Here is a 26,849-nt window from a genome sequence, read left to right on the forward strand (position 1 = left end):
CGTCAGGCGTATCGGCAGTGTGGGTTTCTCGTCTGCAGCAAACACAAGCGCATGAGTTGATCTTCCGACAATAAAAAAACCCCAGACCGAGGTCTGGGGTTTTCTAATTAGCGAGATGTGACAGCTTAATAGCTGTAGCTGATGTTCACACCGAAGTTGCGACCGCGATTCAGGTTCGCAAGCTGAGCGTAGGGGAACGAAAAGCTGTTGTCGGTTTGATCAAAGCGGGTGAACCTCCGCAGATCGCGGAAGCGGAAGGACCCCGCCAAAGACCGGTCATCCAGCACGTTGTTGACGTACGCGGTGAGCTTCCAGTTGTCGTCTTGGATACCGGTGCGCAGGTTCAGTTTATATTCCCAGCCGATGTACGACAGGTTGTAAATTTCTGACCAGCGCTTGCCGGTCATATTCATGTCGGCCCGGGCGAAGAAGTCCCAGTCGTTCATAACATCAGGCTGAACAAAATCAGCTCCGATTTGAATTTGCCAATCCGGATAACGATACGGCTCGTTGCCAGAAAGATCAGACGGAACCCCCAACTGAGGGGCAAAGGTCGGCTCTAAGAATGTTTTGAATTCAGGATCAGCATACGCCACCGAGCCCGAGAAGGTCAGGTTTTCTGTGACCACAAAGGTGCTTTCCAATTCAACACCATACACTTCCGTCGCACCGGCGTTGGTCGAGATGGTTGAATCTTGGCCTTGGGCATCCAGGAAGGTCTGACGGATTTGCTGGTTGGTCCAATCGATATAGAAAGCCGCGACGTTCAACAGAAAACGGCCGTCCAGCCACAAGGTCTTGGCCCCCAACTCGTAGTTCCACGCGGTTTCTTCAAGAACTTCAGGCGCCACACCAAGGTTGGCGGAAACCACCGCATTGTTGAAGAAGCCCGGCTTGTTGCCACGTGAGACAACACCATACAGCGTCATGTCATCATTGGGTTTGTAATCCAAAATCAAACGCGGCAGGAAACGCTTGAAGCTGGCGGTATCAAAAGCCAGGGCCGCGATGTCCTCATTGCTGCCCAGCTCCGGGACTTCCGCGAGCGTTTGGGGTTCAAACTCAGCTGTCGACTCCCGCACGTTATCTTGCTGATAACGCGCATCAAAGCCGATGGCGAACTGCTCATTCAAGTTATACGTGATGGACCCAAAGACGGAGTAGTTATCAATGTGACGGGACGAGCCCACTTGCCCAAAAGGACGCGCTGCGGTTTCGCGCAGGTTGCGGCCAAGAATATCATGCTCGTAGTAGGCCACTCCGGCGAACGCATTGAGGGTCTCTGACGCAGGGGATGTTATTTTAAACTGCGCACTCTTGTCCTGAAACTCATCGGTTGAACGGTTAGCTTCAACCAATCCGGTTGTGCCAAAAACCAATCCCCCGGTACCACCGAGTCCGTTCGACAGACCAATACTTTCGCCATAGCTGGCATCGACAATGGAGTCTGTCGACTGCTTGTTCATGCCGCCACGGAGTTCGAGGCCCCAGTCATTGCTGGTGGTGTAGTTGACATCAGCCGTATACCGTTCGCTGATTTGAAATTGACCAACAGCCTCACCAAAGCGCTGAGCGACGCGCACGTTATTTTGCTGCACAGTTTCCACTTCCGGCAACTTTCCGCAGGTGTAGCCGAGCGGTGTTGTAGAATTATAGAACAGGCAGTTGTTCAAGTCTGACGGCAAGCTGGTGGTCGGTGGTGCACCGTCGTCGTCTTCTGCATAAGACGCAGACAGGCTCACCGACAGGCTTTCGGTTGGATCCCAAACCAATTTACCAGAAATGGCCTTGGTTTCTTCCTGGCCAATGGTCGCGCCGTTCTCACCGATGGCCGTATTGGTCCATTCCCCACCAAACTCATAATAGCGGGCGCTCACCAACCCTTTAACTTTATCCGAGCCAAAGAGCGGACCCGACACCGTCACCGCCGCGTCATAGCGGCTGTGCTCAGAGATATCGACATCCACATCGGCCTGGAATTCATTTGTGGGGGACTTGGTGATGTAGTTCACCGCGCCGCCAAAGGTCGCGCGCCCAAACAGGGCAGACTGCGGGCCTTTCAAGACCTCGACGCGCTCGATGTTGTTGAACCCGAAAGTGGCGGCTGAGCCCAGAACATAATGCCCGTCAACGAAGACGGAGGAGTTCTGACGGTCAACTTGCCCGGTGTTCACAACCAAGCCACGGAAGTATGGGTTGGAGGAACGGCCTGCAACGGTTTCCGTGTAAAAGCCCGGTGTAAAGTCCGCCAGGTCATTCAAGTTATCGACACCACGATCATAAATGTCGTCGCTGGTCAGCGCCGTCACGGTGAGTGGCATGGATTGCAGGTTTTCCTCACGCTTACGGGAGGTCACCGTAATTTCTTCAATGGCGAGCTGCTGCGCATAAGCACCCTCTGCCATTGTGAAGCTGGCTAGGGCCGTAAAGGCCATAAGTGAACGCCGAAATGACATAGGTCTCTCCCCAAATAAATTAACGTTTACGCCTGAATTCCTAAACGTCATATCACCATAACCAATCTGAAACGCGCAAGATGTGATTCAGATCAAGGGTCTCTATCGGCAATATCTGTGGGGAAAATGCAACAGTGAGCCGCTTGAACGGGCGTCCACAAAAGAAAAGGCCGGCCCCTTCGCAGGGACCGGCCTTCACTGTGAGTTAGAGTAACTCGTGTTTAGAAAGAAGCATTCAAGCGAATACCAACTTCACGCTTTTGTGGAAGTTCGGTAAAGACCTTACGGCTCAAGCTTGGACCGAACGTCGTGCCACCGTTGGTGGTGAGCGTCTTGTCTTTGGTCAAGTTCTTGGCCCACAGTTCAATGGTCGCCGTTTCAGTGACATCAACACCAACACGGGCATTGATTTTGAAGGCGCTTCCGGCCCGATTGTATTCGGAGTAATCGGCCCAGTATCCATCGGTGTAGATGAAGTCTGTGCGGAAGAACCATTCACGATCGCCAAACTCACCTGTGATTGTCGGGCTTAATGAGGCCGTCCATTCCGGTGTGTTTCTGGAGTCATTGCCGTCGTTCAGAACAGACAGCGAGCCAGAACCGAGCAAGAAGGATTCGTTAGACCCACGTGAAGCATAGCGGATCGATTTTGCTTTGGTGTAAGCCAATGTACCGTTCAGGTTTAACCAATCGGTTGGGGCCGCATTGAATTCAAAATCGAAACCCTTGTAGTCGGAGTTACCGTTGCTGGCGAGTGAGGTTGTGCCCACTGGCAAGACGATAACAGCCGCAAACGGTTGGTTGATCCACTCGGCATAGAACACGGCCAAGGTGAAGTTCCACCAATCAGCCTGCTGTTTCCAGCCCCATTCGTACTGGGTGTTTTCTTGGATCCCGGTGAAGAACCCAATATCTGCCAGCGCAGAGGCAGGAAGCACGTCCGGGGCCACACTGTTCACGAAGCCAGCCTGGGTTGGAATACCCAACAAAGAACTTTCCGAATAACTGGCGTAGGTGGAAGCCCCTTCAAAGACGTCATAGCTCAAAATCACGCGAGGAATGAAGTCGTTATAGGAGTTCTCTTGTTGGCAAACCGGCGTGAATACACCGCAGCCAAGGCTTGGATTGCCCTGAAAGATCTGCGTTGACGTTTCATCGGTATACCGGCCTTCAACAGACAGGGTCAGCTCTTCGGTGATGTCATAATCAATAGAACCGAACACGGCTGTTGTCGTGTTGTCCTGGAAGTCCAGAGTCGCCGTTGACGTTGCCAAAGTGGCTTGAGCTGGCGATGTCGGTGAGTTGGCCTGACGATAGCGCTGGGTGTAGTCGCTAACCCCAATCAAATAGCGCAGGCGATTGTCTTGCGGCGACGCGATACGGGCTTCGTAGTAGCTTTCCCGCATGTAGGTGCTGCTGCCGGTAATACCGACTTGGCCAAGAGGCAAACCGTAGGAGAAGTCACGCACGTTGTTGGTGCCGGTTTTGGCACGTGAAGCCTGGAACGACAGGGTATGATCTGCAATATCATAGTCGCCGCTTAACTGCAGACGCCCAGTTTGGTTATTCGAACCCAACTGGCCATCCGGATCGCGAACAAAGCCATATTTGGCGATGAAGGGGTTCAAACTCTCAAGCGCGACGAGGGCTTGATCACCCTGCGTATTGTCACCAGGACCAGGACGGACTGTGAATGGCGTTTGAACATTCTCACCATCTGGGAATTCTCCACACCATGTGGCAAAGCCGAGCTGGCTAAAGTCACGTGTAAACGGTGTGGTTTCCATGGTCGCGTTGTTGTAATACAGGCCCTCATAGACGAGGTTACATTGCCCCGCTGGGACACCGTAAACGCTGGCATCAATGCCGGCATAAAGACCGTTATCATCAGCCTTAGTATAGTAGCCGGTGACTTTAAGGCTGAGATCTTCCGTGGGTTGGAAGGTCATTGTGCCGCTGACCGAGGTGTCTTTGGTCACGCCATAGGGGTCTTGTTCACGCACGGTGTTGTAGTCGCCACCGTCTCTTTCGTAGGACGCCCAGACACGCACACCAACTTTATCGTTGATCGGACCGCCAACACCAGCTTCGATGGTGTATTCGTCACTCTGTGAAGGAGAGTAATCAAGTGTGACATCGCCTTCCCACTCGTCGCCAGGCAGCTTAGGAATAATGTTCACAGCGCCGGAGAAGGTGTTACGACCAAAGTAAGCCGTCTGTGGGCCTTTGATAACTTCAACACGCTCAACATCGCCGAGCGGCAAGAAGCCCGTACCGGAGCCAATATAGGAGCCATCCCAGAATACAGCGCCAACCTGCGTGGCTGGTGTAATGATCTGCTGGTTAATCCCACGGAAGCGGATGGTTGGGTTTTCACGGCCACCGGTTGAGGTGGAGCCCTGGAAATCAAGACCCGCAACAAGATCAGACAGTTCTTCGGCATTATCGATGCCGGCACGGTCCAGTGTTGTTTGCGAAACGGAAGATACGGAAACTGGAATTTCAAAAATGCTTTCGTCGCGCTTACGAGCAGTGACGACGATTTCTTCAAGCGCAAGGCTTTGCGCAAAGGCGGCATGATACTGTGGTGCAGCCACTGGCAGGGCCACTGACGCCATAAGCGACGCCAGCATAATATTACGGGTTTTCATTTAGTTACTCCCCTAGAGCAAATTAAACCAAGAACCGATGAGCGGTTCCGGGTTGGGCGAAAAAAGTTCCAAAAAATGCTGCTTAAACCCCTTTAGGCAGCACTTAATTTGGCAAATTGCCTCTGAACACTTTGATTTACAACGGTTAAGAGACTCTCCTGTGACGCTTTATGGACATGCGGTGCAAATTTGCATCATTTAAGATTTTAGGCGCTCACTGTATGGGCAAGGCATGCGGCGACCGCGCGCTCTGGGACTACGGAAGGATATATTGAAGTGCGTATGCCTCAAGGCATCAAAAACAAAGTGAACACAACAGAAACATTATGCAATCCGGCAACTCCATACGGTCTTTAGAGCGCGGCTTAAGTGTATTGCGCACTCTCAGCCGACTGGGTCCGTTGACCATTTCGGAAGCCGCCCAACATACGAAACTGCCGCGTCAGACCGTCTCTAGAATACTGTTTTTCCTCACAGACCTTGGTTACACAAGCCGCCGGGATTTAGATAAACGGTTTGAGGTGGCTGAAGCCGCTTTGCGTCTGACAGATCGTGTCCATCAATCCAGTTGGCTGCGTGGGACAGTCGTTCCCATTATGGAAAAGCTCTGCCGGCATGTTCTCTGGCCAGTCTCCATTGCGCAGCCACGTCGTTTAGAGATGGAAATTCTATGGGAGACGGATGCCATAAGCCCGCTTGTCATGCACCCTGCCCCTGTTGGCCTGCGCTTCCCGTTGGTGACTTCCATAGACGGCAGAGTGTTTCTCGCCTTTTGCGATACAGAACAGCGTGAGACTCTACTCCAGGCGCTACTTGCGGAAAGACCCGAAGCCCTGAATGATATCGATCTCAGCCAGGACATGCTTGAGAAACAATTGCAGGCTATTAAAGTACAAGGGTTTTATTGTGACAGCATGCCCCACAAAGGTCATGGCAGTCTAGCCGCCCCGGTGTTCGACCAAAACGGCCTGCGCGGCGTGTTAGATATACGCTTTCCGTCACGCGCTTTAAGCCTCAAAGATGCCGTTGCAAAGTTTGCTGACCCCGTCATGCAAAGCGCCGCTGAAATCAGCGGCGCTTTTTCATAAAAAATAATAAAATCAGTTACTTATAAATACACTCTAAGACTTTACATCTTCTCAGACCGGCTCACAATCCGTTCGATTTCTTGTCTGACAATACGTTCCACCATGTACGGCAGATTATGGTCGAGCCAATGCTTGAGAATTGGCGTGCAAATCTCGCGGACGAGCTGCTCAATGGTAATGCCCTGGTTGCCCATGGTCAGCGCACGCTCTTGGGCGACGGCTTGGGCCAACTGAGAAATGTGAACACCCGCGACTTGCTCGACCTGATCCGCAACTAGACCTTCCTGCCCATAAGGCTGGTACTTCTGTTCTTCGGGAGCCTGTTGCTGGGGGCGAGCTGGCTGAGCGGCCATGGTAGAGGCAGCGGCGGCGGCCGCTGCAGCGAGTTCTGGCGCAGGTTCCGGCTCAAATTCTTCTTCCTCCCCTTCAACCAGCATCTCATCTGTCAGCTCTAAAGCTGCATTGACAGGCTCTGGTTCAGGGTCCTCGAACGCGGCTTCGTCTTCTTCATCACTTTCTGCCAGGAGCGCAGCGAGATCCGGACCGTCATCCTCTTCAGGCTCGGGTGCCGGTTCTGGCTCAGGATCGGAAACGGGTTCAGGGGCATCGTCCGCAGCTGTTTCGGCTGCGTCGCCGCCTTCTTCTTCGTCTTCCGATAGAATCTTTCGAATAGAGGCTAGAATGTCCTCCATCGAAGGTTCTTGTTGACCTTCTTCACTCATAGCGATTGGTCCGCTCTTATTCCCCACGACAATGAGGAAGAAGGTACCCTAAAAGGTTAAAGAATTCTATAACATCATAAAAATCTGAGGGTTAGGAGATATTTTTTAGCCCTGTGAAAGTGCTCTAGCGCCCAGATGCGTCGGCATTGGCCGCCTTGGAACTGCCAAAAAACTTGCCCTTAACGTCATCATAGTGCCCTTCAGCGTCGTAAACATTGACGTTGAGGTCTATGTTTTCAGCGGTTAAACGACCGATGGAAGAGAGAACCTGCAACGTCGCAACCAGCTGATCCCGTTGCGCCGTGACCAAACTCACCCGGGCATCCAGCAGCTCCTGCTCGGCGTCCAAAACGTCAAGAACAGTCCGCGCCCCTACCTCGGCCTCACGCTGAACCCCTTCAAGGGCGATTTCTGAGGCCACAATTTGGGTCTCAATAGAGGCAATGCTAGCCTTTGCTGACTGATAAATCTCCCATGTGGATGTTGCAGCTTCTTTGGCATCAAGCCGGGCTTGATCGGCTTCCAGACGGCGCTGCCCAGCTGTGTGCTTGGCTTGACGCAGACGCGCATAGACCACACCACCCTGATACAGCGGCACGGTCAGAACCGCGCGCGCAGAGGCGGCCTCAGATGTGGATTGGTCGGCAATTGTGTCCCAGCCCTTAGAAAGCTGCCCCTCAAGGCTCACGCTTGGTAAGAGATCACCGCGGGTCGACTTGATGTTTTCAAGCGCCGCTTCGGCGGTAAAGAGCGCTGCGACCAATGTTGGGTTCGCTTCAGCAGCCGCGGCCAAAGCCTCATCGCGCGTTGCGGGCAAACTGCCGAGTGGCTCTGGAGTCACGAGATTTTCGGGTTCTTTGCCAATCACGCTGACATACGCCGCACGAGATTGTTGCAGATTGCCTTCGGCCAAAATACGGGCCGATACAGACGCGGAGCGACGGGCTTCTGCTTGGGCAACGTCGGTACGGGTGATCTCACCGACACGAAAACGATCCTGTGTTGCTTCAAGCTGCCGCGACAACACTTGAACGTTGTTGGTTCTGAGTTCCACCACCGCGATATCGCGCAAGACATCAAAGTAGGCCGTTGCAGCAGCCAAAAGGACCTGCTGTTCAGACGATTTCAGGCGTGCCCGCTGCGCTTTGACACTGGCTTTTGCTGAAGCCGTATCGGCCATCGTGCTAAAACCCCTGAACAAAGGCTGGGAAATACCGATCGACGCTGATTGAGAGGTTCTCAGCGTCGTGCCGCCTGTAAACTGGGCACCACCGGTAATCGGACTTTCAATCACACTTTCGTTGCGCGCACGGGTCACGTTGCCATTGACCGTGACACTCGGACGCCATCCGGAAAGGGCGATGGGAACGGTCTCGTCTGTCGCCCGGAGTTGAGCACGCGCTGCAAGAAGCCCGGGATTGTTGGCATAGGCCAGGGCCAGCGCCTCTTTAAGAGTGTCCGCCTGAACAGCCTGCGTGGTTGACAAGAGGCCAACGACAGCGGTTGTCGCCCATAACCATTTCAAACGCTTCATTGTATTTTATCCTCGACACAGTGCTACTCGAGCTTTTGACGCTGTTTACCTAACCGAATCACGGTTAGATTGCCACCGCAAAAGGTGTAACGGAAGGTAACTAAAACTGCAGGGCTTCAGGAACGCTTCGTATTCTAAAGACACAACTCGTCTACGAAAACTGAGCCTGTTTGGTTTGCTTTGTATGCGACCGCGAGAACCTCACAAGCCTTAAAAAACAAAAGAGGGCTTTGCTGTAAATTCAGGAAGTGTTGGCACACTGGCGTCAAACTCCGTCCGCCGTCCAAATGCCGCGCCGGTGCGTTGAATGAGCGTGGCCCGCCCAACTGGCCCGGATTGAACCACAGCAACACAGCGTCCGCCATCAGCCAACTGCTCCATAATAGACACAGGCACATCTGAAACTGCCCCGTCGAAGACAATAACATCAAACGGAGCCTGGCCTGGGCATCCATCGGCAACCGTTCCAGAGACAACGGCAACGGTATCAGCGCCTAAGTCCGAAAGCAGCTTAACCGCACCATCTTTAACCGGACCATCTGCTTCGACAGCAACAACAGACCCCGCCATGTGCGCAAGAACTGCGGCGATATAGCCGCTGCCGCAGGGGAGCACCAGCACATGATCGCTGGGCTGGATATCAGCGAGTTGTAGCAACCGTGCCGCAACCATGGGCTCCATGAGCCAACGCCCGGACGTAATCTCGAAGTCTTCATCAATATAGGCAAGATACTGACGGGCCGTCGGCAAAAACCGCTCCCGTGGCACCTTGCCAATCGCGTCAATAACAAGTGGATCAGTGACTTCATTGGTCCTGACTTGACTGGCAACCATGTTGCGCCGTGCGAGTTCAAAATCCATAGGGGATCTCTTTCAATTAGGAAGGACAAAGCCCGCAGCTCACGAAGGATGTCCGGTGCCCGCTTATACCCAACCGCAGTCCTCAACTCAATCATGCTAAACACAGCAAACGACAGAAGAAACCTAGGAACTAGGCCGCACGGCCGATTTGTTTATACTCCAGGGTCTATGGGCGCTTGACCGACATAGCAGGCGCTTCTATAAAACGCCGCTTCGCGGTACGTTAAACCGCGATGAGGCTAAGCGAAATTAGGTGGTCTCGGGCCGAGTGGCAGAGTGGTGATGCAGCGGACTGCAAATCCGTGTACGTCGGTTCGATTCCGGCCTCGGCCTCCAAGCAGTGGTCCGGCGTAGCTCAATGGTAGAGCATTCGACTGTTAATCGAAGGGTTGTAGGTTCGAATCCTACCGCCGGAGCCATATTTCTGGTCCTGATCATCAACACCTGCGCGGGTAGGCCGCAGCTTAATTCCCGAGGCTTTCATACAGCCCAAACAAACCCGTTTCGACCGAAATCTATAACTATAGAAGTTTGACCGGTCGCCATTCAGCAGGATATAAAGCTAGTCGAAAGTTCGGGTCTATCGTTCGCGTTTTGCGAGCGGTCTTGGGGAAGTTTTAAGTGATCTACAGAAAAGTTATGTTCATGGCCACGGCTGCTGTGGCGTTGGTTTCTCTTCAATCGCCAACCGTGGCGGCGCCACTGATTGATGAGCTCTCGGATCTGGTCGCAAACCACCCCCTGATTCAATCAAACCGGTTTCAAGTAAAATCCGCAGAACAAAATGTGCGGGCTGCGTTTTCACCTTACCTGCCCCAGCTCGACCTGACCGCAGATGCGGGCCAGCAACGTGTCAGCACTGCCGCATTGCGGTCTACGCCAGACGGACCACTTGAGAGCGGCACGGAAACATGGGGACTGTCCCTCACTCAAAATGTCTACGATGGTGGTCTGAAGTCGTCTAACCGCATTTCGTCCAAACTGCAGCGTGATATTGCCGACATCACCCTCACCAGTGTTCGCCAATCCATCATGTTTGAAGGGGTGACCTCTTACCTGGATGTGCTGCGCCAATCTCAATTGTTAGATCTGTCGAGTCAAAATGAAGACAACATCCGCCGGCAGTTGCAGTTAGAAGACGAGCGTGTTCAACGCGGTTCTGGGATTGCGGTAGATGTCCTGCAAGCCAAATCGCGATTACAGATCGCCTTAGAGCGTAAAGTATCCGTTCAGGGTGCGCTTCAAGATGCCCTTAGCCGATACTTGCAGGTCTTCAATCACCCGCCTCAACAGGCGGCGATGAATTTACCGGCACCACCGAATGCGCTGTTGCCGAAATCTTTAGACGATGCCATTGGCATTGCTCTGGCAGAAAACCCGGCGGTGAAATCTGGCCAGCGTCAGATCGAGATTGCCGATCAAAACCGTGAAGGTGTTCAGTCAGAGTACTTGCCAACCGTTGATGTCGTCGCCGAAGGAAACTACGAGGACGACTTTAACGGGGTGCCTGGCATTCGCCGCGACTACTCCCTCAAGCTGCGCGCCAACTGGAACCTGTTTAACGGGTTAAGCACCAAGTCTCGCACCAAAGGCGCAGCATACACCTATCAGGCGCGCCAAGCGGATTATGTACAGACCCGGCGTAAGATTGAAGAACAAACCCGCCTTGCTTGGCAGTCCTTGATGACGGCCCGAGAGCGCGTCGCGTTACTCGATAATGCGGTGAATATTGCCGCCGAAGTTTTTGATGCGCGTGAACGCTTGCGGGAAAATGGTCAAGAAACAGCGCTCAATGTGTTGGATGCGGAGAACGAAGTGTTCAACGCCCGGATCAACTATACATCAGCACTTTTTGATGCGCGGGTTGCGGCGTATCAGTTGTTGATCGCGATGGGACGTCTTGATCAAGTCATCCCGAACTCCTAAGCGCTTCAACCTGAGCGGCCACGGAAACCTGATATATTTTTAGCCGCCAGCGCGGATTTGCAACGATAATTCTATTTGCTGGTGGCAACGAAGACGCCGTCCCAATCTGCTGGTGGTGGGTCTAATTTGTACTCTTCAATCCGCGATTCATACAGAGCATAGAGTCCGGTCAGCTCATGAATATAGCCCTGCCCTGAGGCCCCAGAAATCAGCTGCCGCGCCTCGTCCATTGCGGCCTTGGCACCGTCCCAGTTTTGTTTGCGGTACTCAACCAGGACCCGGTCATGAATTTTCTTAAGGGCTTTAAATTCTTCGCTCTTGGCAAACGCCGGATCGCCCATCAAAGCAAAGATGCGAACCGCTTCTGTTTTACCCTTCACTTTGATCAAGTCGAGTTCAACAGACGCATAATCTGATGCCAATCGCACCGTGTTATCGCCCAGCACAATCGTAACACCGTAAGCCTTCGATTGCCCTTCCAAGCGCGATGCAAGGTTCACATTATCGCCGAGAACGGAATAGTCGAAGCGCTGTTCAGACCCCATATTCCCAACACACGCTTCGCCAGAATTGAGACCAATCCCAATTTTGATAGGCCGATGCTCACGCGCTTCTGCTTCAGCTTCCAAGCGCAACTCTTCGTTTAATACTTTTAGACCTTCGACCATCAACAAGGCCGACTTGCAGGAATCTCTGGAGTGATCTTCGTCCAACAATGGCGCATTCCAAAACGCCATAATGCAGTCGCCCATGTACTTATCGATGGTGCCGCTGTTGGCCAGGATAATATTGGTCATGGGGGTCAGGAATCGGTTGATCAGGCGCGTCAAACCCTGCGCATCAAACAGTTCTGAGATCGACGTAAAGCCACGGATGTCGCAGAACATAAATGTCATCTCACGCATCTCGCCGCCGAGGGCAAGCTGATCGGGATCATCGGCCAGTTTCTTAACGAGATCGGGAGACAAATATTGTCCAAATGCGGAGCGCACCTGCTTTTTCTGGGCCTCTTCCCGAATGAACGCTGCGTAGGTCAAAAAGCCGTAAAAAATGATCGCAACCATAACCGGGAAACCGGGATCCCAGAGTTCGAGGCGCGTGGAAAATGCGTTCCAAGAGAACCAGATCGCGAAAGAGGTTCCCGCCAGGAAAAACAGCATCGAAATACGCGCACCCAGAAGCGGCGTAACGATAATCATCACCAAGCCGATGGCGATGGCCGCCAGAACTTCATAACCATCTGCAACCGCCGGACGGGTCAGCTGGGTACTATTTAAAATGTTTTCGATCAGATTCGCGTGGACTTCTACTCCAGGTAAAACAGGATCAAGCGGCGTCGCACGAACATCGAACAGGCCCTGGGATGAGGTTCCGATGAGGGCAATCTTGCCTTCGAATCTATTGTCTGCAACGCGCCCGCCCAGCACGTCCGCCGCAGCGACGTAGTTGGCGCGATACTCGCTGTTCGGTGTGTAGTAAACCCAGATCCGGGCCGTGCGGTCGACGGGAATCTCGATGTTCTCTCGTACCGGACGCAGTTTTTGAAGAATGATGCGTTGCAGTCCATCGATTTCATCAGTTTCAACAATGACGTTGCGGGCACCGAGATGAACCCGGATGGCCTCCAGGGACAGCGACGGAAAGATTCCGTTAGGACTAGCCACGATCATGGAGACGCGCCTGACAATGCCATCAATCCGGTCTTCCGCCACGCTGAACACACCCCGCCCTTCTGCGGCCCGGTCCAGAACTTCAACGTTGCGGAGAATAAAGGGGTGATCTTCCAACCACGGTCGGGGATCCGACCCCAATTCGCCACGGATCGAAGACCGCGTATATCCGGGATCAGAGCGCACCACAGACAAAGGCGTGTGCCCCATCACCACGCGCCCACTCTCCTTGATGGCCGCCGCAAAGAGGCCGTCATTTGTCGGTACGGCTTTCAGCGTGTTGCGGGTTTCTTCCGTAATCCCCGGAATACCGTCCGCCAACCCGGCGATAGAGGTTGTGTCCTCTTCAGGAAACACGATATCGAAAACGACGGCACTTGCCCCAAGTTCGGTTAACTTTGTAACCAGCTCCGCCCAACGGGTGCGGGGCCAGGGCCACTGACCATATTCATCAAGGCTTTTTTCATCAAGATCGACGATCACAACCTGTGACGCGCCGCCCATAAACTCTCTTGGTTTTATCTGCTGATAGGTATCGAATGTCTTGGCACGAATAAGACGCAACAATTCCGGATCTTCATTTCGGATCCAGATCAGGCCGACAAGCCCGAGCAGCGTGGTCAAACGGCCGGTTTGAATAAGTGATTTATTGAACCACCGCCACCACCAACGGATTGAGATAAAACGGCCAAGTTCCATGCGCGCAAGCAGACGCCGCCCCCTCGCCTTTGGCGTGGCACCATCTTTCCGAGAGGTGTCATCTTCCTCAATGACCGTATCGTCGCGCACGGCAGCCCCCAAGACGCCCCATTAAACTTATAGAGTCACCACACTAACCGGTCCGTGCACGACAGAACAGGAAATTTCCACATTCCCTTTCACATCCTTCTGGCAACATCTTCCTGGTCACATCTTAATAACGGCCTGCTATGCTTCACCCCAGAAAAGGGATAAATATCAGGCATGTCTGAGACAAAAGATACTGCACCCACGTTTCTGGGTGGCCCCAACCGCGTGTGGCTTAAGGAGTTCATTACTCCGCTGCGGCCTATGTTTAAAGAGGTTCTGGCGGTTTCTTTGTTCGTGAACCTGCTGGCCGTCGCGGTCCCAGTATTCGTCCTTCAAGTCTATGATCGCGTCGTTTTTCATGCCGGAATGACGACTTTGCAGGGCTTGGTCATTGGCATGGCTGTGGTCATTGCCTTTGACTTTGTCCTGCGTCAGACGCGCGCGAAGGTGATGCAGAACGTCGCCTTGCGCCTTGACGTGGCTGTCGGCCGACGCCTTTTTGAAAAGGTCATGGCGCTTCCCCTGCGCAGCCTCGAAAGCCGCCCAGCTTCCTATTGGCAACTGCTATTTCGGGATGTCGAGGCGGTCAGGTCAACGTTGTCTGGGGCCTCAGCCATTTTATGTGCTGACCTGCCGTTCGCGATTCTCTTTCTCACCGTTGTCTTTCTCATCGCCTGGCCTGTGGCCTGGGTGCTGGTCATTGCCTTTGTCATTTTTGTTGTGCTGGCCTGGCGCTCCGGAAAGATCGTCGCCGCGGCAGCCGAAGATGAAAAAACAAAAATGCTAAGTCGTGATGCGCTGGTGTCTGAAATGATAATGGGACGCGGCACGGTCAAAGCGTTGGCCATGTCAGATCACCTGCGCCCCATGTGGGAAGATCGTCAAGCCGACACCATTCAGCAGTCCATCATTCGTGGAACCAAAACAGATTCCTTTGTCAACGCCGGGCATGGACTCACAATGTTCACAACCGTCGCGATGACCACAGTTGGCGCAGTCGCGATTATGAACCAGGAACTGACCATTGGCGGCCTGATCGCTGCGAATATGTTGAGTGGTCGGCTTCTTGGGCCACTCAATCAGCTGGTCGGCGCTTGGCGCAATTATGTCTCCTTTGGTCAGTCTGTTGATCGGCTTGGGAGTTTGTTTGCCGAGGCAGATGATAAACAACACAGCAGCATCACAATGGACCGCCCGAAAGGACGGATCACGCTCGAGGATACGTCGTTCAGATATGGTGAGCGGACGCCGCCCGTTGTTGATGCCATCAAACTGGATATTAACCCCGGCGGTGTAACCGCAATCATGGGCGCCAACGGCAGTGGTAAATCGACACTGCTGAAGTTGATTCTGGGGCTTTACACACCGGTCGAAGGCCGTGTCCTGCTCGACGGTGCAGACGTCAAACAATTTGCCCGTAAGGACCTGGCCGGTTGGATCGGCTACGTCCCACAAGAGTGTGTGCTGTTCAATGGAACCATTCGGGAAAACATCGCCCAATCTCATCCGCACGCCACGGATGCTGAGATCATTCATGCCTCCAAGCTGGGTCAAGCGCATGCTTTGGTTGTCGATCTTCCTGAGGGCTACGGTACGGCTGTCGGCGAAAGCGGCACGTTGTTATCTGGCGGTATGCGCCAGCGCATCGCCATTGCCAGAGCCCTCGTCGGCGACCCGCCCGTGATCGTTATGGACGAGCCCTCCGGCAGCCTCGACAAAGACGCGGAGACAAACTTGCGCAACACGCTGGCTGAGCTTGGTAAGAATCATACGGTCATCGTTGTTACACACAGCCCGGTTCTGCTGCAGGCCTGTAACAATGTCGTTATCATGGACCATGGCCGCATTCAGGCGGCTGGACCAACACGACAGGTTATGGAAGCGATGGCAAAAATACGCGCTGAGGCTGCATCCCAAGACACGACCACTCCGCCAGCGACACGCGGCAAAGCGGCCCACCTCAAAGCTGTTCAGCCCCTTACGGAACCCAAAGACTGATATGAGCCAACTCGACGATCTTATAGAGCATAGTGAAGCCCCAAACTGGCGCCTCGTAACCTATTTAATTATGGGTCTTCTTGGCCTGTTCTTGCTGTGGTCTGCCTTTGCCAATTTAGATGAAGTGGCCATTGCCCCAGGTGAGGTTGTCCCCCAAGGCCGCATTAAAACCATTCAACATTTGGAAGGCGGATTGATAGATGACCTGTTCGTCAGAGACGGAGACACCGTGCGCGAAGGCGCACCGCTGGTTCAGCTCGACCTCGCTGGCACTGTCACCAATCTCGAAGAACTCCAAATCAGACGCGATGGGCTTTTGATACGCAAAGCCAGGCTTGAAGCAGAGGCCAACGGCACACCTCTCACACTGCCATCCAATATGGCGGGTGGCATGGACAATATTATCGAAGCCGAACGCCAAGCCTATGATGCGCGGCTACGCGAACTGAACAGCACGCGATCCGTGTTGGAAGGTCAAGCGGTGCAACGCACCCAAGACGTGCGCGAAGTTGAGGCGAGACTCAACGCCTTTCGTACAAACCTTGGTCTCGCGCGACAACGCCTGACCATGTCGGCTGATCTCCTAAAAGATAAGCTGCAATCGCCGATGGAACACTTGCAAATCGAAAGCGAAGTCGAGAGTTTTGAAGGCGAAATTGCCTCGCTGAACGAAGCCTTACCCCGTGCCCAGGCCGCATTGGACGAAGCTTTGGAACGCATACAGGAGCTTGATTTACGGTTTGCACGGGAAGCCCGCGAACTCTTGGGCGAGACTGAAATGAGCATTGCCCGCACGCGGGAATTGCTAACCACCGCCGATGATCAACAGACACGGACGACAATCCGCAGTCCAATTACGGGCGTTGTGAAAAACATGCGCTACACCACAATCGGTGGCGTTGTCCGGCCTGGTGAACCAATTCTGGATATCGTGCCCTCGGAAGACACACTTGTGGTGGAAGTCAGGCTCAACCCAATGGATCGCGGTTTTGTGCAAGAAGGGCAAGCGGCAACCATCAAAATAGATACCTACGATTTTGTCCGTTACGGTGGCATCGAAGGAGAAGTTATTTCCGTTGCTCCGGACTCCACAGTGCCTGAGAACGCGCCACCGTATTTCAAAGTCATCGTGAAGACCGCACAACCTTGGCTCGGAGAAGAAGAAGACGGGTACCTGATTTCACCAGGGATGGGCGCAACGGTCGATATCCACACCGGAACCAAATCCGTCCTGGACTATCTCATCAAACCGGTTCTGAAATTAAAGCACGAAGCTTTTAGAGAACGCTGAATTGCTTAAAAGCTGGTAATTGAGTCTCGCTCAGGTTCCGGGCGTTAAAATCATATGTTCGCGGGCAACCAGAGTACCATCCCACATTTCGCGCGCCTTGATTTCAATGTCCCTCATGAAATCATCATTATGGTCTGGGTCGTGATGGAAAATCGCCAGTTGTTTGACACCGGCCATTTTACAGAGCCGCACACCTTCTTCCCAGGTTGAATGACCCCATCCAATTTTTGCTGGGAACTCTTCATCCGTATAGGTGCAGTCATAAATCACCAGATCCGCCCCTTCGATCAGGGCCAGAACGGTCTCATCTGGTTTACCAACCACATGTTCCGTATCGGTAACGTAGCAGATCGATTTACCATCATGCTCGATGCGGTAGCCGGTGGCTCCATTGGGATGGTTCAAAGGTTTGGTGACCAGCTTAATGCCCGGATAGGGCTCCCAGTTTTCGCCCGCATGAAAATCGATAAACTCAAGCTCGGCTTGCAAAGCCTCCAGCGGAACCGGAAACGTCGGGTTTGCCATTTGATTGGCTAAGACATTCTCGATCCCGCCATGATCCGACAAATGCCCGGCATGAATAGAAAAATGATTGTTGGGCATAAACGTCGGACCAAAAAACGGGAAGCCGTTGATGTGGTCCCAGTGGGTGTGCGTGAGCAAAATTATGCCCTCTTTGACACCATCCCGAATAAAATCTGAGCCGAGCTGGCGGATGCCTGTGCCCGCATCAAGAATGATACGCTTATCTCCAGCGAAGACTTCAAGGCAACTTGTATTACCGCCATACACCACATGCTGTGGTGATGGACATGCAATGCTGCCGCGAACCCCCCAAAACTTTACAGCCAATGTCATTCGTTATCGATCCAGTCAGGCTTGCGTTTTCTGCCCGTTGGGTTTCACTATGCCTTACCTGGCGCTCTTACCCTATCCGCAATGTGTAACACTTTGAGGTCATTCACCAATAGATAAATACTGATAAGATTTCGACTCAATAGTCAATTAAATCATTACGTGTATTTTTCAACCATAAATTATATTGTAAGAAAATATCTCTCATATAATCTCAGGCGCATGTTATTGTGAAGGATCAAGCAGCTTTATGCTGCTCCTGTGCCGGACCTTAGCGGACCAGCTTCAGTCTGATCGCGCACTTTAAATCACGAGAATTTTAGGAGGACGCGCTCTCACCACGGTTTTTATTCGAGCCGACATAGGCTTGCGCGCAATGTTCTGCACAATAAGGCTTGGTCTGAAAGATCGGCTTTCCGCAGAAGTGAAAATCTTCTTCTTTTGGGTCGCCATGGGGCCAGCGGCAGGTCTGGCTGTTTAAAGTCGCCAAGGTATAGACCTGTGTTTCTTCCTTCTTGACCTCTGGCTTCTTGCCCGCACGGCGAATGGGGGATGGCCTGCTTTTGAGACCAAGGCGATGGGCCTTGCCAACAACCGCATTCTTAGAGACGCCTAAGCGCTTTCCAATTTCGCCTGTGGTTAACCCATCAGACCAGAGCTTCTTGAGTTTTCCGATACGGTCATCTGTCCAGACTTCAGGCATGAGAATCCTCAGAGTTAGCGGGTCAAAAAAAGGTAACACCATGGAAGGCCCGGGAACATACATATCCCGCGGACTTGTGTCTAGAATAGGAACGCATAAGATCGCAGTTGGTTCGCTCGTATCGGAGATAGGGTGTGAATAGACGACCTGCGCTTGGTTTAATCCTGTTATTCTGTTTTACACTTTTAGGCCCGGTCCAAGACGCCCAAAGCACTGAAACGAAACGCATTATTGTCCTTGCCGCCGCCAGCACCACAACCGCCCTGAATGACATTGCAGAAAAATACCAGAGTGAAACAGGAATAAGCGTTCGCGTGTCGATTAGCAGTTCAGGCACTCTTGCCCGGCAGATCATGCAAGGTGCCCCTGCTGATATCTACATTGCAGCCGCACAAGACTGGATCCGCACGCTCACCGCCGCAGGCTATATCGAACCAGATTATACGCGAATTCTAGCCCGAAACCGCTTGGTTATTGTGAGTCCAAAAACTGAAAATGCGACCCGGTTGCTGAATACGTCGAAGCCTGTGGAGGTCTTGCGCCGGCTGGATGGTGGGCGTCTAGCCATTGGCGATCCAGCACACGTACCCGCTGGACGTTACGCGCAACAGGCGCTTGAAAATCTCGGTCTATGGGCGGCGGTCCGTGACCGCTTGGCACGCCAGGTTAATGTGCGCGCTGTGCTCGCAATGGTCGAACGTGGCGAAACGCCGCTTGGTATTGTTTACGCAACCGACGCGGCCTTAAGCCAAAAAGTAAGGCTGGCGGCGATCATTCCACCTGAGTCTCACACCCCGATTATTTACACAGCAGCGGTGATAACCGGGCGCGCCTTGCCTCCGGTATTAGATTTTTACAACTATCTTTCCACTGCAGCAGCCCAGAGCATCCTTGAATCGCATGGATTTGCCGTGATGCGCGATGTTGCCGCTGATCCGGGTTCCGCAGATCAGACGCTCATAAATCAAGAGCCCACAGATCAAACCGCCACAACAGGGCCTGAGAGACCATAATTCGCTTTAGGGTCTTCAACCTCAACCACCCATAGGTCCGCGTCATAATGGGCTTGGCGCTGAATATAAGCATCCGCCTCGGATTCAGGCACCAGATCGGATCCCGTCCCCGCAAACCACGCCAACTGCCCGTGTTCATCTCGAATCTGGCTATAGACTTGGCAGCCCAGCTCTAACCGATTCACCTTAATCAAAACCGCTCCGGCATCTTCATCGCCACGCCGGATCAGAACAGCCATATACCCCTGCCCTTCGGTCCGTCGCAGGAAAGCTTGTATCCAGATGCGCGTTTTAACCCGAGTTTCCAAAGCTCTACCCTTGCCAGCACGAAAGAATTGACCTTTGATAAGCCATTGAAATGGTATAGGTAAACTGACGTCTCTTGCTCAATCTGGGCGGCGACGGGCCGAAAACCGGCAGAGGGGGAACAGGACAGTTCATGCGTGGGATTATTGGCATCGTTGTCGTCTTGGTCTGTGTTTTCGGTGGCTACACGGCCTCCGGTGGTAAATTTGACGTTATCCTTAAAGCACTTCCGTTCGAGATGACTATTATTTTTGGTGGGGCCATGGGGGCGCTCATCATCGGTAACACTGGCAAGGTCATCAAAGGCACATTCAGCGGCATTAAAAAGACCTTCGGTGGCCCAAAGTGGAAGCAGCAAGACTTTCTGGATATTCTCTGCCTGCTCTTCACCATCACCAAGATGATCAAATCAAAGGGCATTTTGGTGATCGAAAGCCATATCGAGAACCCAAAAGAAAGCGATATCTTCCAAAAGTATCCCCGTATTCTTGCAGATCACTTTGCTGTCGACTTTATTTGCGACACCCTGCGCATGTTGTCGATGAATCTGGACGACCCGCATCAAGTCTATGATGCGATGGAATCTCAGCTTGAGAAGCACCATCACGAAGCCATGAAGCCGCAAGAAGCGCTACAGACCATGGCAGATGGTCTTCCGGCCATCGGGATCGTTGCCGCCGTGCTGGGCGTGATTAAGACCATGGCCTCGGTCACAGAACCCCCTGAGGTATTGGGAAAACTCATTGGTGGTGCCCTCACGGGGACATTCCTGGGTGTGTTCTTGGCTTATCTCCTGGTCGGCCCTTTTGCGACACGGTTGAGCCAGATTTTGGATGAAGAACACCATTTCTATCTCATCATCCGCGATGTGCTCGTGTCACACCTCAACGGCAATGCCCCTCAAGTTTCTGTGGAAATTGGGCGTGGCAACGTGCCTTCAAGCATGCAACCGACCTTTTTCGAGTTGGAAGAGGCCCTCAACGCCGAACCAGCTCCAGCTTAAAAGCCTATAAAACTAAGGCTTTACAGCCGGTTCATGCTTTGAGTGGCAATCCCGCTAACACCTTGTTTGCAGTGGTACAATTGTGCGGGTCGTAATAGTATTGAGACGAATAGAATGCGCCCGGCGTAGGCAACTTCGCGCGTGCATACAACTACTGTTGGTTGATGTTTGATCCGTGTGCTCGCAGATTCTTAGCCCGATTGTTGATACCGACATGGACTCCCTGTTCGTGTTGCCGCTCAGCATTCTACCGTTCAAAACCAATGGACTGCATCGTGCCCGGTTGATTAAAAACCATCATTTAATGGGCGTGATCGAGCTTTTTTCAGAACGGGAGACTGGCAGTGGTCAGATCAACGTTGAGGATTTGCCTGAGCATTTCCATTGGAAGGAAGGTCTTGGCCATCCGGACCTGCAAATCCTCAGTAAGATCGCCCCTCTTCCCAGCTTCGATGTGTACAGCCTGCGCCGCTCTTTTCGCGAACTAGGAATCGCTCTCGCTCCGGATTCAGAATTACAACTGTCAGAGCAAAAGAACAAAGAACTGACAGCCTACATGTCGAAGTTTACGCTGCCTCTGATCAAGCAAATCTATGGCAGTGATGACCTCGAAGTGAGCAACTTCGGCGACCTCGTGGGTCTGTTCAAAGACCCCGATGTCAAAAAAGCCCTCGGGAAACTCAAGACCATGGCTGAAACACTCAACATCAAGTTAGACCAAATCCCGAGATTCCTGGAAGACTACGGCGACATCTTTTTATCGCTGTCTTACTACCGCAACTGCCTTGATCGTTTACAGCCTCTGCTCGACAGTTTCGTGCATTCAATGAATGAACTGAAAAAGAACTATCAGCTCCGACAGGACAAAAACCTCATAGAACAAATCGACCGCATTGAAAAAATGATGCTCGGCTTTGTCGAATTCTTGCGGCGTCTCTTTCTGGATTTCGACAAACAAACTCAAAATCTATGGGATAATTTGTCGGCCAAGCGCTTCGAAGAAGTCAAAAAACTGATCTCGGATTATCACACAACCATCGGCGGCGTGCTCTGCGGTCTCACTGTTAAAATGAACGCTTGGGCCACGCGCTACCCCAATCCAAGGTCAGGCAGCCCGATCAGCAAAGGTGAGTTTCTGATGACTGATATTCGCCAAGGTCTCGCCAGTATTCGCGCGGTTGCATCAGGGAGAGCGACCTAAAAACTGTTGATTAAGCCGCCTGGGCTTCAGGTGTGCCGACTAAGTCTTCTTCCTGTTTTATGGTGCGTTTAATCCAAACATACGCCAGTGCAGACACCAAAACAGTCGAAAGTGACATGGACAAAAAGACACCTTGAATACCGCCAAGCGCAGCCCCCGCATAGGCCAGGGGGACTTGGAGTAGCATTGATTTCGCCGCGCCTATCACCATCGCAGGCATGGGCTTGGCCAGAGAATTAAAGGTTTGCGAACTGATCGCGATCACCGACAAAACCGGGTAGCTGAGCGGGACAACCAACAGGTAAAAGGCCGCCAGCCTGACAACATCTGCATCATCGCTGAAAATTCGACCCACTTGCTCGCCAAACGCCGCCAGTACAACCGCCATCATCAGGCCATACGCCGCACTTGCCTGGAACGTGAAGCGCAGCGCTTGCCGCACGCGATCTATGCGCCCCGCCCCGGCGTTTTGGCCCACGAATGGCCCCATCGCAATTGAAGCTGCCATCATGAAGATCAAAGCAAACATCTCGACCCGAGTGGCGACACCGAAGGCTGCGACGGCAACAGCGCCAAAGGAAGCAATCAACGCCGTCAAAACGCCTGATGAGACTGGTACAATGAGTTGTGTTGCGGTGGATGGTAAGCCGATATTGAGAATTTGACTCCAGTTGTTGCGCAGCCGGTTCAGCGTAGGGAACTCATACGTCAACGCGTTCATCCGGAAATGCAGCACGCTCAAGGCCGCCACAAACGTCACACCACGCGCCAACACGGTCGCCAAGGCTGCCCCTTCTAATTCCATGCGTGGCGCGCCAAACAATCCGAAAATCAAAATCGGATCCAAGATCATATTCAAAATCGCAGCCGTCATCATGATCATACTGGGGAATTTCGCATCGCCATGGGCGCGGATCACCGCGTTCCCGATCAAGGGCACGATCATAAACGCGATGCCCATATACCAGATGTCCATGTAATCATGGATCAACAGCAATACTTCACCTTCCGCACCAAGCAACGTGAATACGGGGTCAATGGTCATAAAACCGATGATGGAAAAAACGCCCGTAATCAGAACGGCAAGTATTAGGCTGTCGGTGGCAATGGCTTTTGAATCCTGGCCTGCGCTTGAGTCTCTGCTCCCGCCACCGACAAAACGGGACACAACTGCGGTCACACCTGTGCCCAATCCGATCGCTATGGCGTGGAGAATCATCACCACCGGAAAGGTGAAGGCCATGGCCGCAAGCTCGGCGGTTCCCAATTGCGCCACAAAATAAGTATCGACGACCTGAAAGGTCATTGAGGCCACAGCCCCCATCGCCATATAGGCTGAAAGCTTAAGGATATGCCGGTGAACCGAGCCGGTTGTCAGGTCTTTGCCGTTGCGAGAACCGTGGTGGCCAGGACCACCCTGTCCGGGCGCTTGCAGTCCGGGTTCTTGCTGGCCGAGGCCCTGTGTCGGGCTTGAACGTTTATCGCTCGATCGGTTTTGTGTCTCACTCACAGCTTGCCAAATACCTGTATTAATCTCTTTGCGACTTGATCCGCATCAATGCACGGCTCCAATACAAAATTATCACCGTTATATGTCAGCACATTAGCGTTATAGTGCCATTGCGGTATTTGGTTTAATACCTTTGTTATATCTCTCCAAAGGAATGCCCGACAGATGCCTGACGGTCTTCAAGATGGAACACGTGTCAAAGAGACCTTCCGCGCGAAGGGCATAACCAAGGTTTATGAGACTGGTGGCCTGCGTGTCGAAGCCTTACGCGGCGTCGATCTGACGCTGTACGAAGGCGAGTTGGTGGTCTTATTGGGGCCGTCCGGCAGTGGTAAATCGACCCTGTTGAACATCCTGGGTGGCCTTGACCTCCCTACGGACGGCACACTTTTTTTCAAGGATTTGGAGTTAACCGCCTGCTCGGCCCATGACCTAACCATGTATCGCCGGGACCATGTCGGCTTTGTCTTCCAGTTTTATAATCTGATCCCGAGTCTCACCGCCCGCGAGAATGTCGCGCTGGTGACCGAAATCGCCGTAAATCCGATGAGCGCGGCCGAAGCACTGGAAATGGTTGGCCTGGAACATCGCCTGGATCACTTTCCCTCTCAGCTTTCAGGTGGGGAACAACAGCGTGTAGCCATTGCCCGGGCCATTGCCAAACGTCCTGATGTGTTGTTGTGCGACGAACCCACTGGCGCGCTGGACAGCAACACCGGCGTGATTGTTCTCGAAGCGCTGGAACGCGCCAACAGGGAACTGGGAACAACCACGGCCCTCATTACGCACAATGCCGGCATCAAAGACATGTCTGACCGCGTTGTCCGGTTTGCCGACGGTCAGATCATCAGCGTTGAAGAGAACCCCGTAAAAAAACCACCGCAGGAGCTGACATGGTAATCCATGTCAGTGCCCTTAATCGCAAACTGATGCGAGATCTGTGGCGGATCAAAGGTCAGGCCGTGGCGATCTCAGCGGTTGTTGCCTGTGGGATCGCGCTCATGATCTCTTCTTTTGGTACTGTCAACGTGCTGGAAGAAAGCATGGAGGCTTTTTACGATCGCACCCGATTTGCCGATGTGTTTGCCGCGCTCAAGCGCGCACCCGACAGTCTGAAAGCCGACATTGAACGCATCCCAGGCGTTTCCATTGCAGAGACGCGCATCACCGCCGCCGTCAACCTCGACCTGCCGAACATGGCCGAACCGGCGACCGGTCAGTTGATCTCTTTGCCAGAGCGCGGCACGCCACTGCTCAACGATGTCATCATTTTATCGGGCCGTTATCCCTCGCCTCTGCGGCCTAATGAAGTCGCCGTTACTGACTCTTTTGCAACGGCCCATGGCCTGAACATCGGGGATAGTTTTAAAGCCATTATCAATGGCAACAAACGCAGCCTTGAGGTGGTCGGTCTCGCCCTCACGCCCGAATACATTTATGCCCTCGGCCCTGGCTCCCTCATGCCAGACGACCGCCGCTTCGGTGTGATGTGGATGGGCCGCAAAGCCCTCGCCGCCGCCTTTGATCTGGATGGCGCGTTTAACAACGTCACTCTGGCTTTGCAGTTAGGCGCGTCTGAAGACGAAGTCATCCGCCGCCTGGATACCCTGTTGGAACCCTATGGAGGGGTCGGCTCCTATGCCCGCAAAGATCAGCTCTCGCATTTTTTCCTGACCAATGAGCTGGTTCAACTCAGAGCCATGGGGGCGATCTTTCCACCCGTGTTTCTGTTGGTTGCGGCTTTTCTCTTGAACGTCGTTGTCTCCCGCATCGTCGCAACCGAACGCGAACAGATCGGGCTTCTCAAAGCCTTTGGCTATAACGATCTGGAAGTCGGCTGGATTTATCTCAAGCTCGTGATGGTCCTGGTGCTGGGTGGTTTGGCCATTGGCGTCGCGCTTGGCTTGTGGATGGGCGGCGGCATGATCACCATGTACACCACCTACTACAAGTTCCCCTTGCTTGACCTGGGCATTGACCCTGCTGTGTTTACGGCTGCCGCTGGGGTAAGCCTGATGGCCGGATTGGCGGGCGGCCTTGGCGCGGTCCAACAAGCCATCAAGCTTTCTCCGGCAGTGGCCATGGCACCGCCGGTTCCCACATCCTACAAAGAGGGAGCCCTGACGCGCTTTCTGGCGCAGTTTACGATCAGCCAGCCGACGCGCATGATCTTTCGCCACGTCACACGCTTTCCGGTGCGTGCCGGACTCACCATTATTGGGGTCGCCTTCTCGGTGGCCTTGATGATTATGTCGTTGTTCTTTCTCGACTCTGTTGAACGGGTCATCTCCGTTTATTTTTTCCAGGCGGAGCGTCAAACGCTGACCGTCGCATTTGTCGAACCGCGTCCCGCCACCATCGAACACGAAATCCAAAACCTTCCCGGAGTTTTGAAAACTCAGCCGGTGCGCAGCGTCGCCGTGCGCCTGCGCAATGGCCATCTGTCAGACCGTAAATCCATTCAAGGCATTGTCTCAAATGCCGATCTCGCCCGGCTGCTTGATAGTAATCAAAAGGTTATCGAGCCGCCGCCCGGTGGCCTCGCGCTTTCAGCTCATATTGCGAAAGACCTGGACTTAAAGGTGGGCGACATGGTCACAGTCGAAGTGCTGCAAGAGCGCCGACCTGTTGTGCAAATTCCAGTCGTGCGATTGGTTGAGGAATATCTGGGCTTTCAGGCGTACATGCATATCGACGCCGTCAACCGCCTGATGAAAGAAGGCCCGACCGTGACCAGCGTGCATGTCCTGGTCGACAGCCGCTATGCGGATGAATTGTACGCCACCTTGAAAGACACCCCCGCGGTTGCCGGCATTGCGCAACAAACCGCGACCTTGACCAGCTTTAGAGAAACCATGGACAACACGATGAATGTGATGATCGGATTCTATGTTGCTTTGGCCAGCCTGATTTCCTTCGGTGTTGCCTATAACGCCGCGCGCATTGCCCTTTCGGAACGGTCCCGGGCCTTAGCGAGTTTGCGCGTGCTCGGGTTTACCCGTGAGGAGGTCACTTACATTCTGCTGGGCGAGTTGGGCATTTTGACCCTGGTGTCCCTGCCGGTCGGCTGCATCCTCGGCTACTTCATGGCCTTGGCCATGTCGCCCATGCTGGCCACCGATATGTATAATTTCCCGTTCGTGATCGAAAATGCCACCTATGGATACGCGGTCATCGTTGTGTGCGTGTCTGCCCTTATCTGTGGGGTCATCACCCGTCATCGGATTTTTGGGCTCGACCTGGTGTCAGCTTTAAAGACACGCGAGTAAGGT

The 26,849-nt window shown here is 53.2% G+C and carries 19 protein-coding genes and 2 tRNA genes; 11 read left to right on the forward strand and 10 right to left on the reverse strand.

Annotation, left to right across the window (positions count from 1 at the left end):
* Positions 1 to 125 precede the first annotated feature (125 nt).
* Together RIC29_16805 and RIC29_16810 are read right to left on the reverse strand one after the other, a co-directional pair.
* Entirely contained in the window at positions 126 to 2,456 is a 2,331-nt protein-coding gene (locus tag RIC29_16805) for a TonB-dependent receptor (protein ID MEQ8736587.1), read from the reverse strand.
* Positions 2,457 to 2,677: 221 nt separating this feature from the next.
* Positions 2,678 to 5,107 (reverse strand): TonB-dependent receptor, encoded by a 2,430-nt coding sequence (locus RIC29_16810; protein MEQ8736588.1) that lies wholly within the window; start codon positions 5,105 to 5,107, stop codon positions 2,678 to 2,680.
* 326 nt (positions 5,108 to 5,433) lie between these two features.
* On the opposite strand from RIC29_16810, the gene RIC29_16815 reads away from it, so the two are divergent.
* Positions 5,434 to 6,195, forward strand: coding sequence for an IclR family transcriptional regulator C-terminal domain-containing protein (locus RIC29_16815; protein MEQ8736589.1), 762 nt, complete (start codon positions 5,434 to 5,436; stop codon positions 6,193 to 6,195).
* A gap of 41 nt (positions 6,196 to 6,236) precedes the next feature.
* On the opposite strand, the gene RIC29_16820 is transcribed toward RIC29_16815, so the two are convergent.
* The 3 genes from RIC29_16820 to RIC29_16830 all read right to left on the reverse strand — a co-directional run bounded on the left by RIC29_16820 (position 6,237) and on the right by RIC29_16830 (position 9,312).
* Positions 6,237 to 6,917: a DUF2497 domain-containing protein gene (locus RIC29_16820; protein ID MEQ8736590.1), complete on the reverse strand. Its 681-nt coding sequence runs from the start codon at positions 6,915 to 6,917 to the stop codon at positions 6,237 to 6,239.
* Between the two features lie 124 nt (positions 6,918 to 7,041).
* Positions 7,042 to 8,451, reverse strand: a complete 1,410-nt coding sequence (locus RIC29_16825; protein MEQ8736591.1) for a TolC family outer membrane protein — start codon at positions 8,449 to 8,451, stop codon at positions 7,042 to 7,044.
* 210 nt (positions 8,452 to 8,661) lie between these two features.
* Complete coding sequence (locus RIC29_16830; GenBank protein MEQ8736592.1) at positions 8,662 to 9,312, reverse strand: protein-L-isoaspartate O-methyltransferase; 651 nt, start codon at positions 9,310 to 9,312, stop codon at positions 8,662 to 8,664.
* A 262-nt stretch (positions 9,313 to 9,574) separates the two neighbouring features.
* On the opposite strand from RIC29_16830, the gene RIC29_16835 reads away from it, so the two are divergent.
* From RIC29_16835 to RIC29_16845, 3 genes are all read left to right on the forward strand, one after another.
* Positions 9,575 to 9,648: transfer RNA gene (locus tag RIC29_16835), tRNA-Cys, on the forward strand.
* An 8-nt stretch (positions 9,649 to 9,656) separates the two neighbouring features.
* Positions 9,657 to 9,731 (forward strand) — tRNA-Asn (locus tag RIC29_16840).
* Between the two features lie 202 nt (positions 9,732 to 9,933).
* Positions 9,934 to 11,238 carry a TolC family outer membrane protein gene (locus RIC29_16845; protein MEQ8736593.1) on the forward strand — a complete coding sequence of 435 codons (1,305 nt, stop codon included), beginning with the start codon at positions 9,934 to 9,936 and terminating at the stop codon, positions 11,236 to 11,238.
* A 71-nt stretch (positions 11,239 to 11,309) separates the two neighbouring features.
* Here RIC29_16845 and RIC29_16850 read toward each other — a convergent pair whose 3' ends face one another.
* Complete coding sequence (locus tag RIC29_16850; protein MEQ8736594.1) at positions 11,310 to 13,697, reverse strand: adenylate/guanylate cyclase domain-containing protein; 2,388 nt, start codon at positions 13,695 to 13,697, stop codon at positions 11,310 to 11,312.
* A 174-nt stretch (positions 13,698 to 13,871) separates the two neighbouring features.
* Here RIC29_16850 and RIC29_16855 point away from each other — a divergent pair, with 174 nt between their 5' ends.
* Together RIC29_16855 and RIC29_16860 are read left to right on the forward strand one after the other, a co-directional pair.
* Positions 13,872 to 15,695 (forward strand): ATP-binding cassette domain-containing protein, encoded by a 1,824-nt coding sequence (locus tag RIC29_16855; GenBank protein ID MEQ8736595.1) that lies wholly within the window; start codon positions 13,872 to 13,874, stop codon positions 15,693 to 15,695.
* A gap of 1 nt (position 15,696) precedes the next feature.
* Positions 15,697 to 16,986 carry an HlyD family type I secretion periplasmic adaptor subunit gene (locus tag RIC29_16860; protein MEQ8736596.1) on the forward strand — a complete coding sequence of 430 codons (1,290 nt, stop codon included), beginning with the start codon at positions 15,697 to 15,699 and terminating at the stop codon, positions 16,984 to 16,986.
* 30 nt (positions 16,987 to 17,016) lie between these two features.
* Here RIC29_16860 and RIC29_16865 read toward each other — a convergent pair whose 3' ends face one another.
* Together RIC29_16865 and RIC29_16870 are read right to left on the reverse strand one after the other, a co-directional pair.
* Positions 17,017 to 17,844 (reverse strand): MBL fold metallo-hydrolase, encoded by an 828-nt coding sequence (locus RIC29_16865; GenBank protein MEQ8736597.1) that lies wholly within the window; start codon positions 17,842 to 17,844, stop codon positions 17,017 to 17,019.
* Positions 17,845 to 18,160: 316 nt separating this feature from the next.
* Positions 18,161 to 18,544 carry a GcrA family cell cycle regulator gene (locus RIC29_16870; GenBank protein ID MEQ8736598.1) on the reverse strand — a complete coding sequence of 128 codons (384 nt, stop codon included), beginning with the start codon at positions 18,542 to 18,544 and terminating at the stop codon, positions 18,161 to 18,163.
* A gap of 134 nt (positions 18,545 to 18,678) precedes the next feature.
* Between RIC29_16870 and modA the strand changes: the two genes are divergently transcribed.
* Positions 18,679 to 19,557, forward strand: coding sequence for a molybdate ABC transporter substrate-binding protein (gene modA / locus RIC29_16875; protein ID MEQ8736599.1), 879 nt, complete (start codon positions 18,679 to 18,681; stop codon positions 19,555 to 19,557).
* On the opposite strand, the gene RIC29_16880 is transcribed toward modA, so the two are convergent.
* A complete protein-coding gene (locus RIC29_16880; protein MEQ8736600.1) occupies positions 19,524 to 19,865 on the reverse strand; it encodes a DUF1491 family protein in 342 nt (113 codons plus the stop codon). The genes modA and RIC29_16880 overlap by 34 nt on opposite strands.
* A 131-nt stretch (positions 19,866 to 19,996) precedes the next feature.
* On the opposite strand from RIC29_16880, the gene motA reads away from it, so the two are divergent.
* Positions 19,997 to 20,866: a flagellar motor stator protein MotA gene (gene motA / locus RIC29_16885; protein MEQ8736601.1), complete on the forward strand. Its 870-nt coding sequence runs from the start codon at positions 19,997 to 19,999 to the stop codon at positions 20,864 to 20,866.
* A 214-nt stretch (positions 20,867 to 21,080) separates the two neighbouring features.
* The gene (locus RIC29_16890) at positions 21,081 to 22,067 is read left to right on the forward strand and encodes a hypothetical protein (protein ID MEQ8736602.1); all 987 of its coding nucleotides are present in this window, start codon (positions 21,081 to 21,083) and stop codon (positions 22,065 to 22,067) included.
* Between the two features lie 10 nt (positions 22,068 to 22,077).
* On the opposite strand, the gene RIC29_16895 is transcribed toward RIC29_16890, so the two are convergent.
* Positions 22,078 to 23,577 (reverse strand): MATE family efflux transporter, encoded by a 1,500-nt coding sequence (locus tag RIC29_16895; protein ID MEQ8736603.1) that lies wholly within the window; start codon positions 23,575 to 23,577, stop codon positions 22,078 to 22,080.
* A 165-nt stretch (positions 23,578 to 23,742) separates the two neighbouring features.
* On the opposite strand from RIC29_16895, the gene RIC29_16900 reads away from it, so the two are divergent.
* Both RIC29_16900 and RIC29_16905 read left to right on the forward strand, forming a co-directional pair.
* The gene (locus RIC29_16900) at positions 23,743 to 24,477 is read left to right on the forward strand and encodes an ABC transporter ATP-binding protein (GenBank protein ID MEQ8736604.1); all 735 of its coding nucleotides are present in this window, start codon (positions 23,743 to 23,745) and stop codon (positions 24,475 to 24,477) included.
* Positions 24,471 to 26,846 carry an ABC transporter permease gene (locus RIC29_16905; protein MEQ8736605.1) on the forward strand — a complete coding sequence of 792 codons (2,376 nt, stop codon included), beginning with the start codon at positions 24,471 to 24,473 and terminating at the stop codon, positions 26,844 to 26,846. The genes RIC29_16900 and RIC29_16905 overlap by 7 nt, the downstream gene beginning before the upstream one ends.
* Positions 26,847 to 26,849 lie beyond the last annotated feature (3 nt).

It is taken from the genome of Rhodospirillaceae bacterium (genome assembly GCA_040219235.1).
Lineage (GTDB): Bacteria > Pseudomonadota > Alphaproteobacteria > Rhodospirillales > Rhodospirillaceae > WLXB01.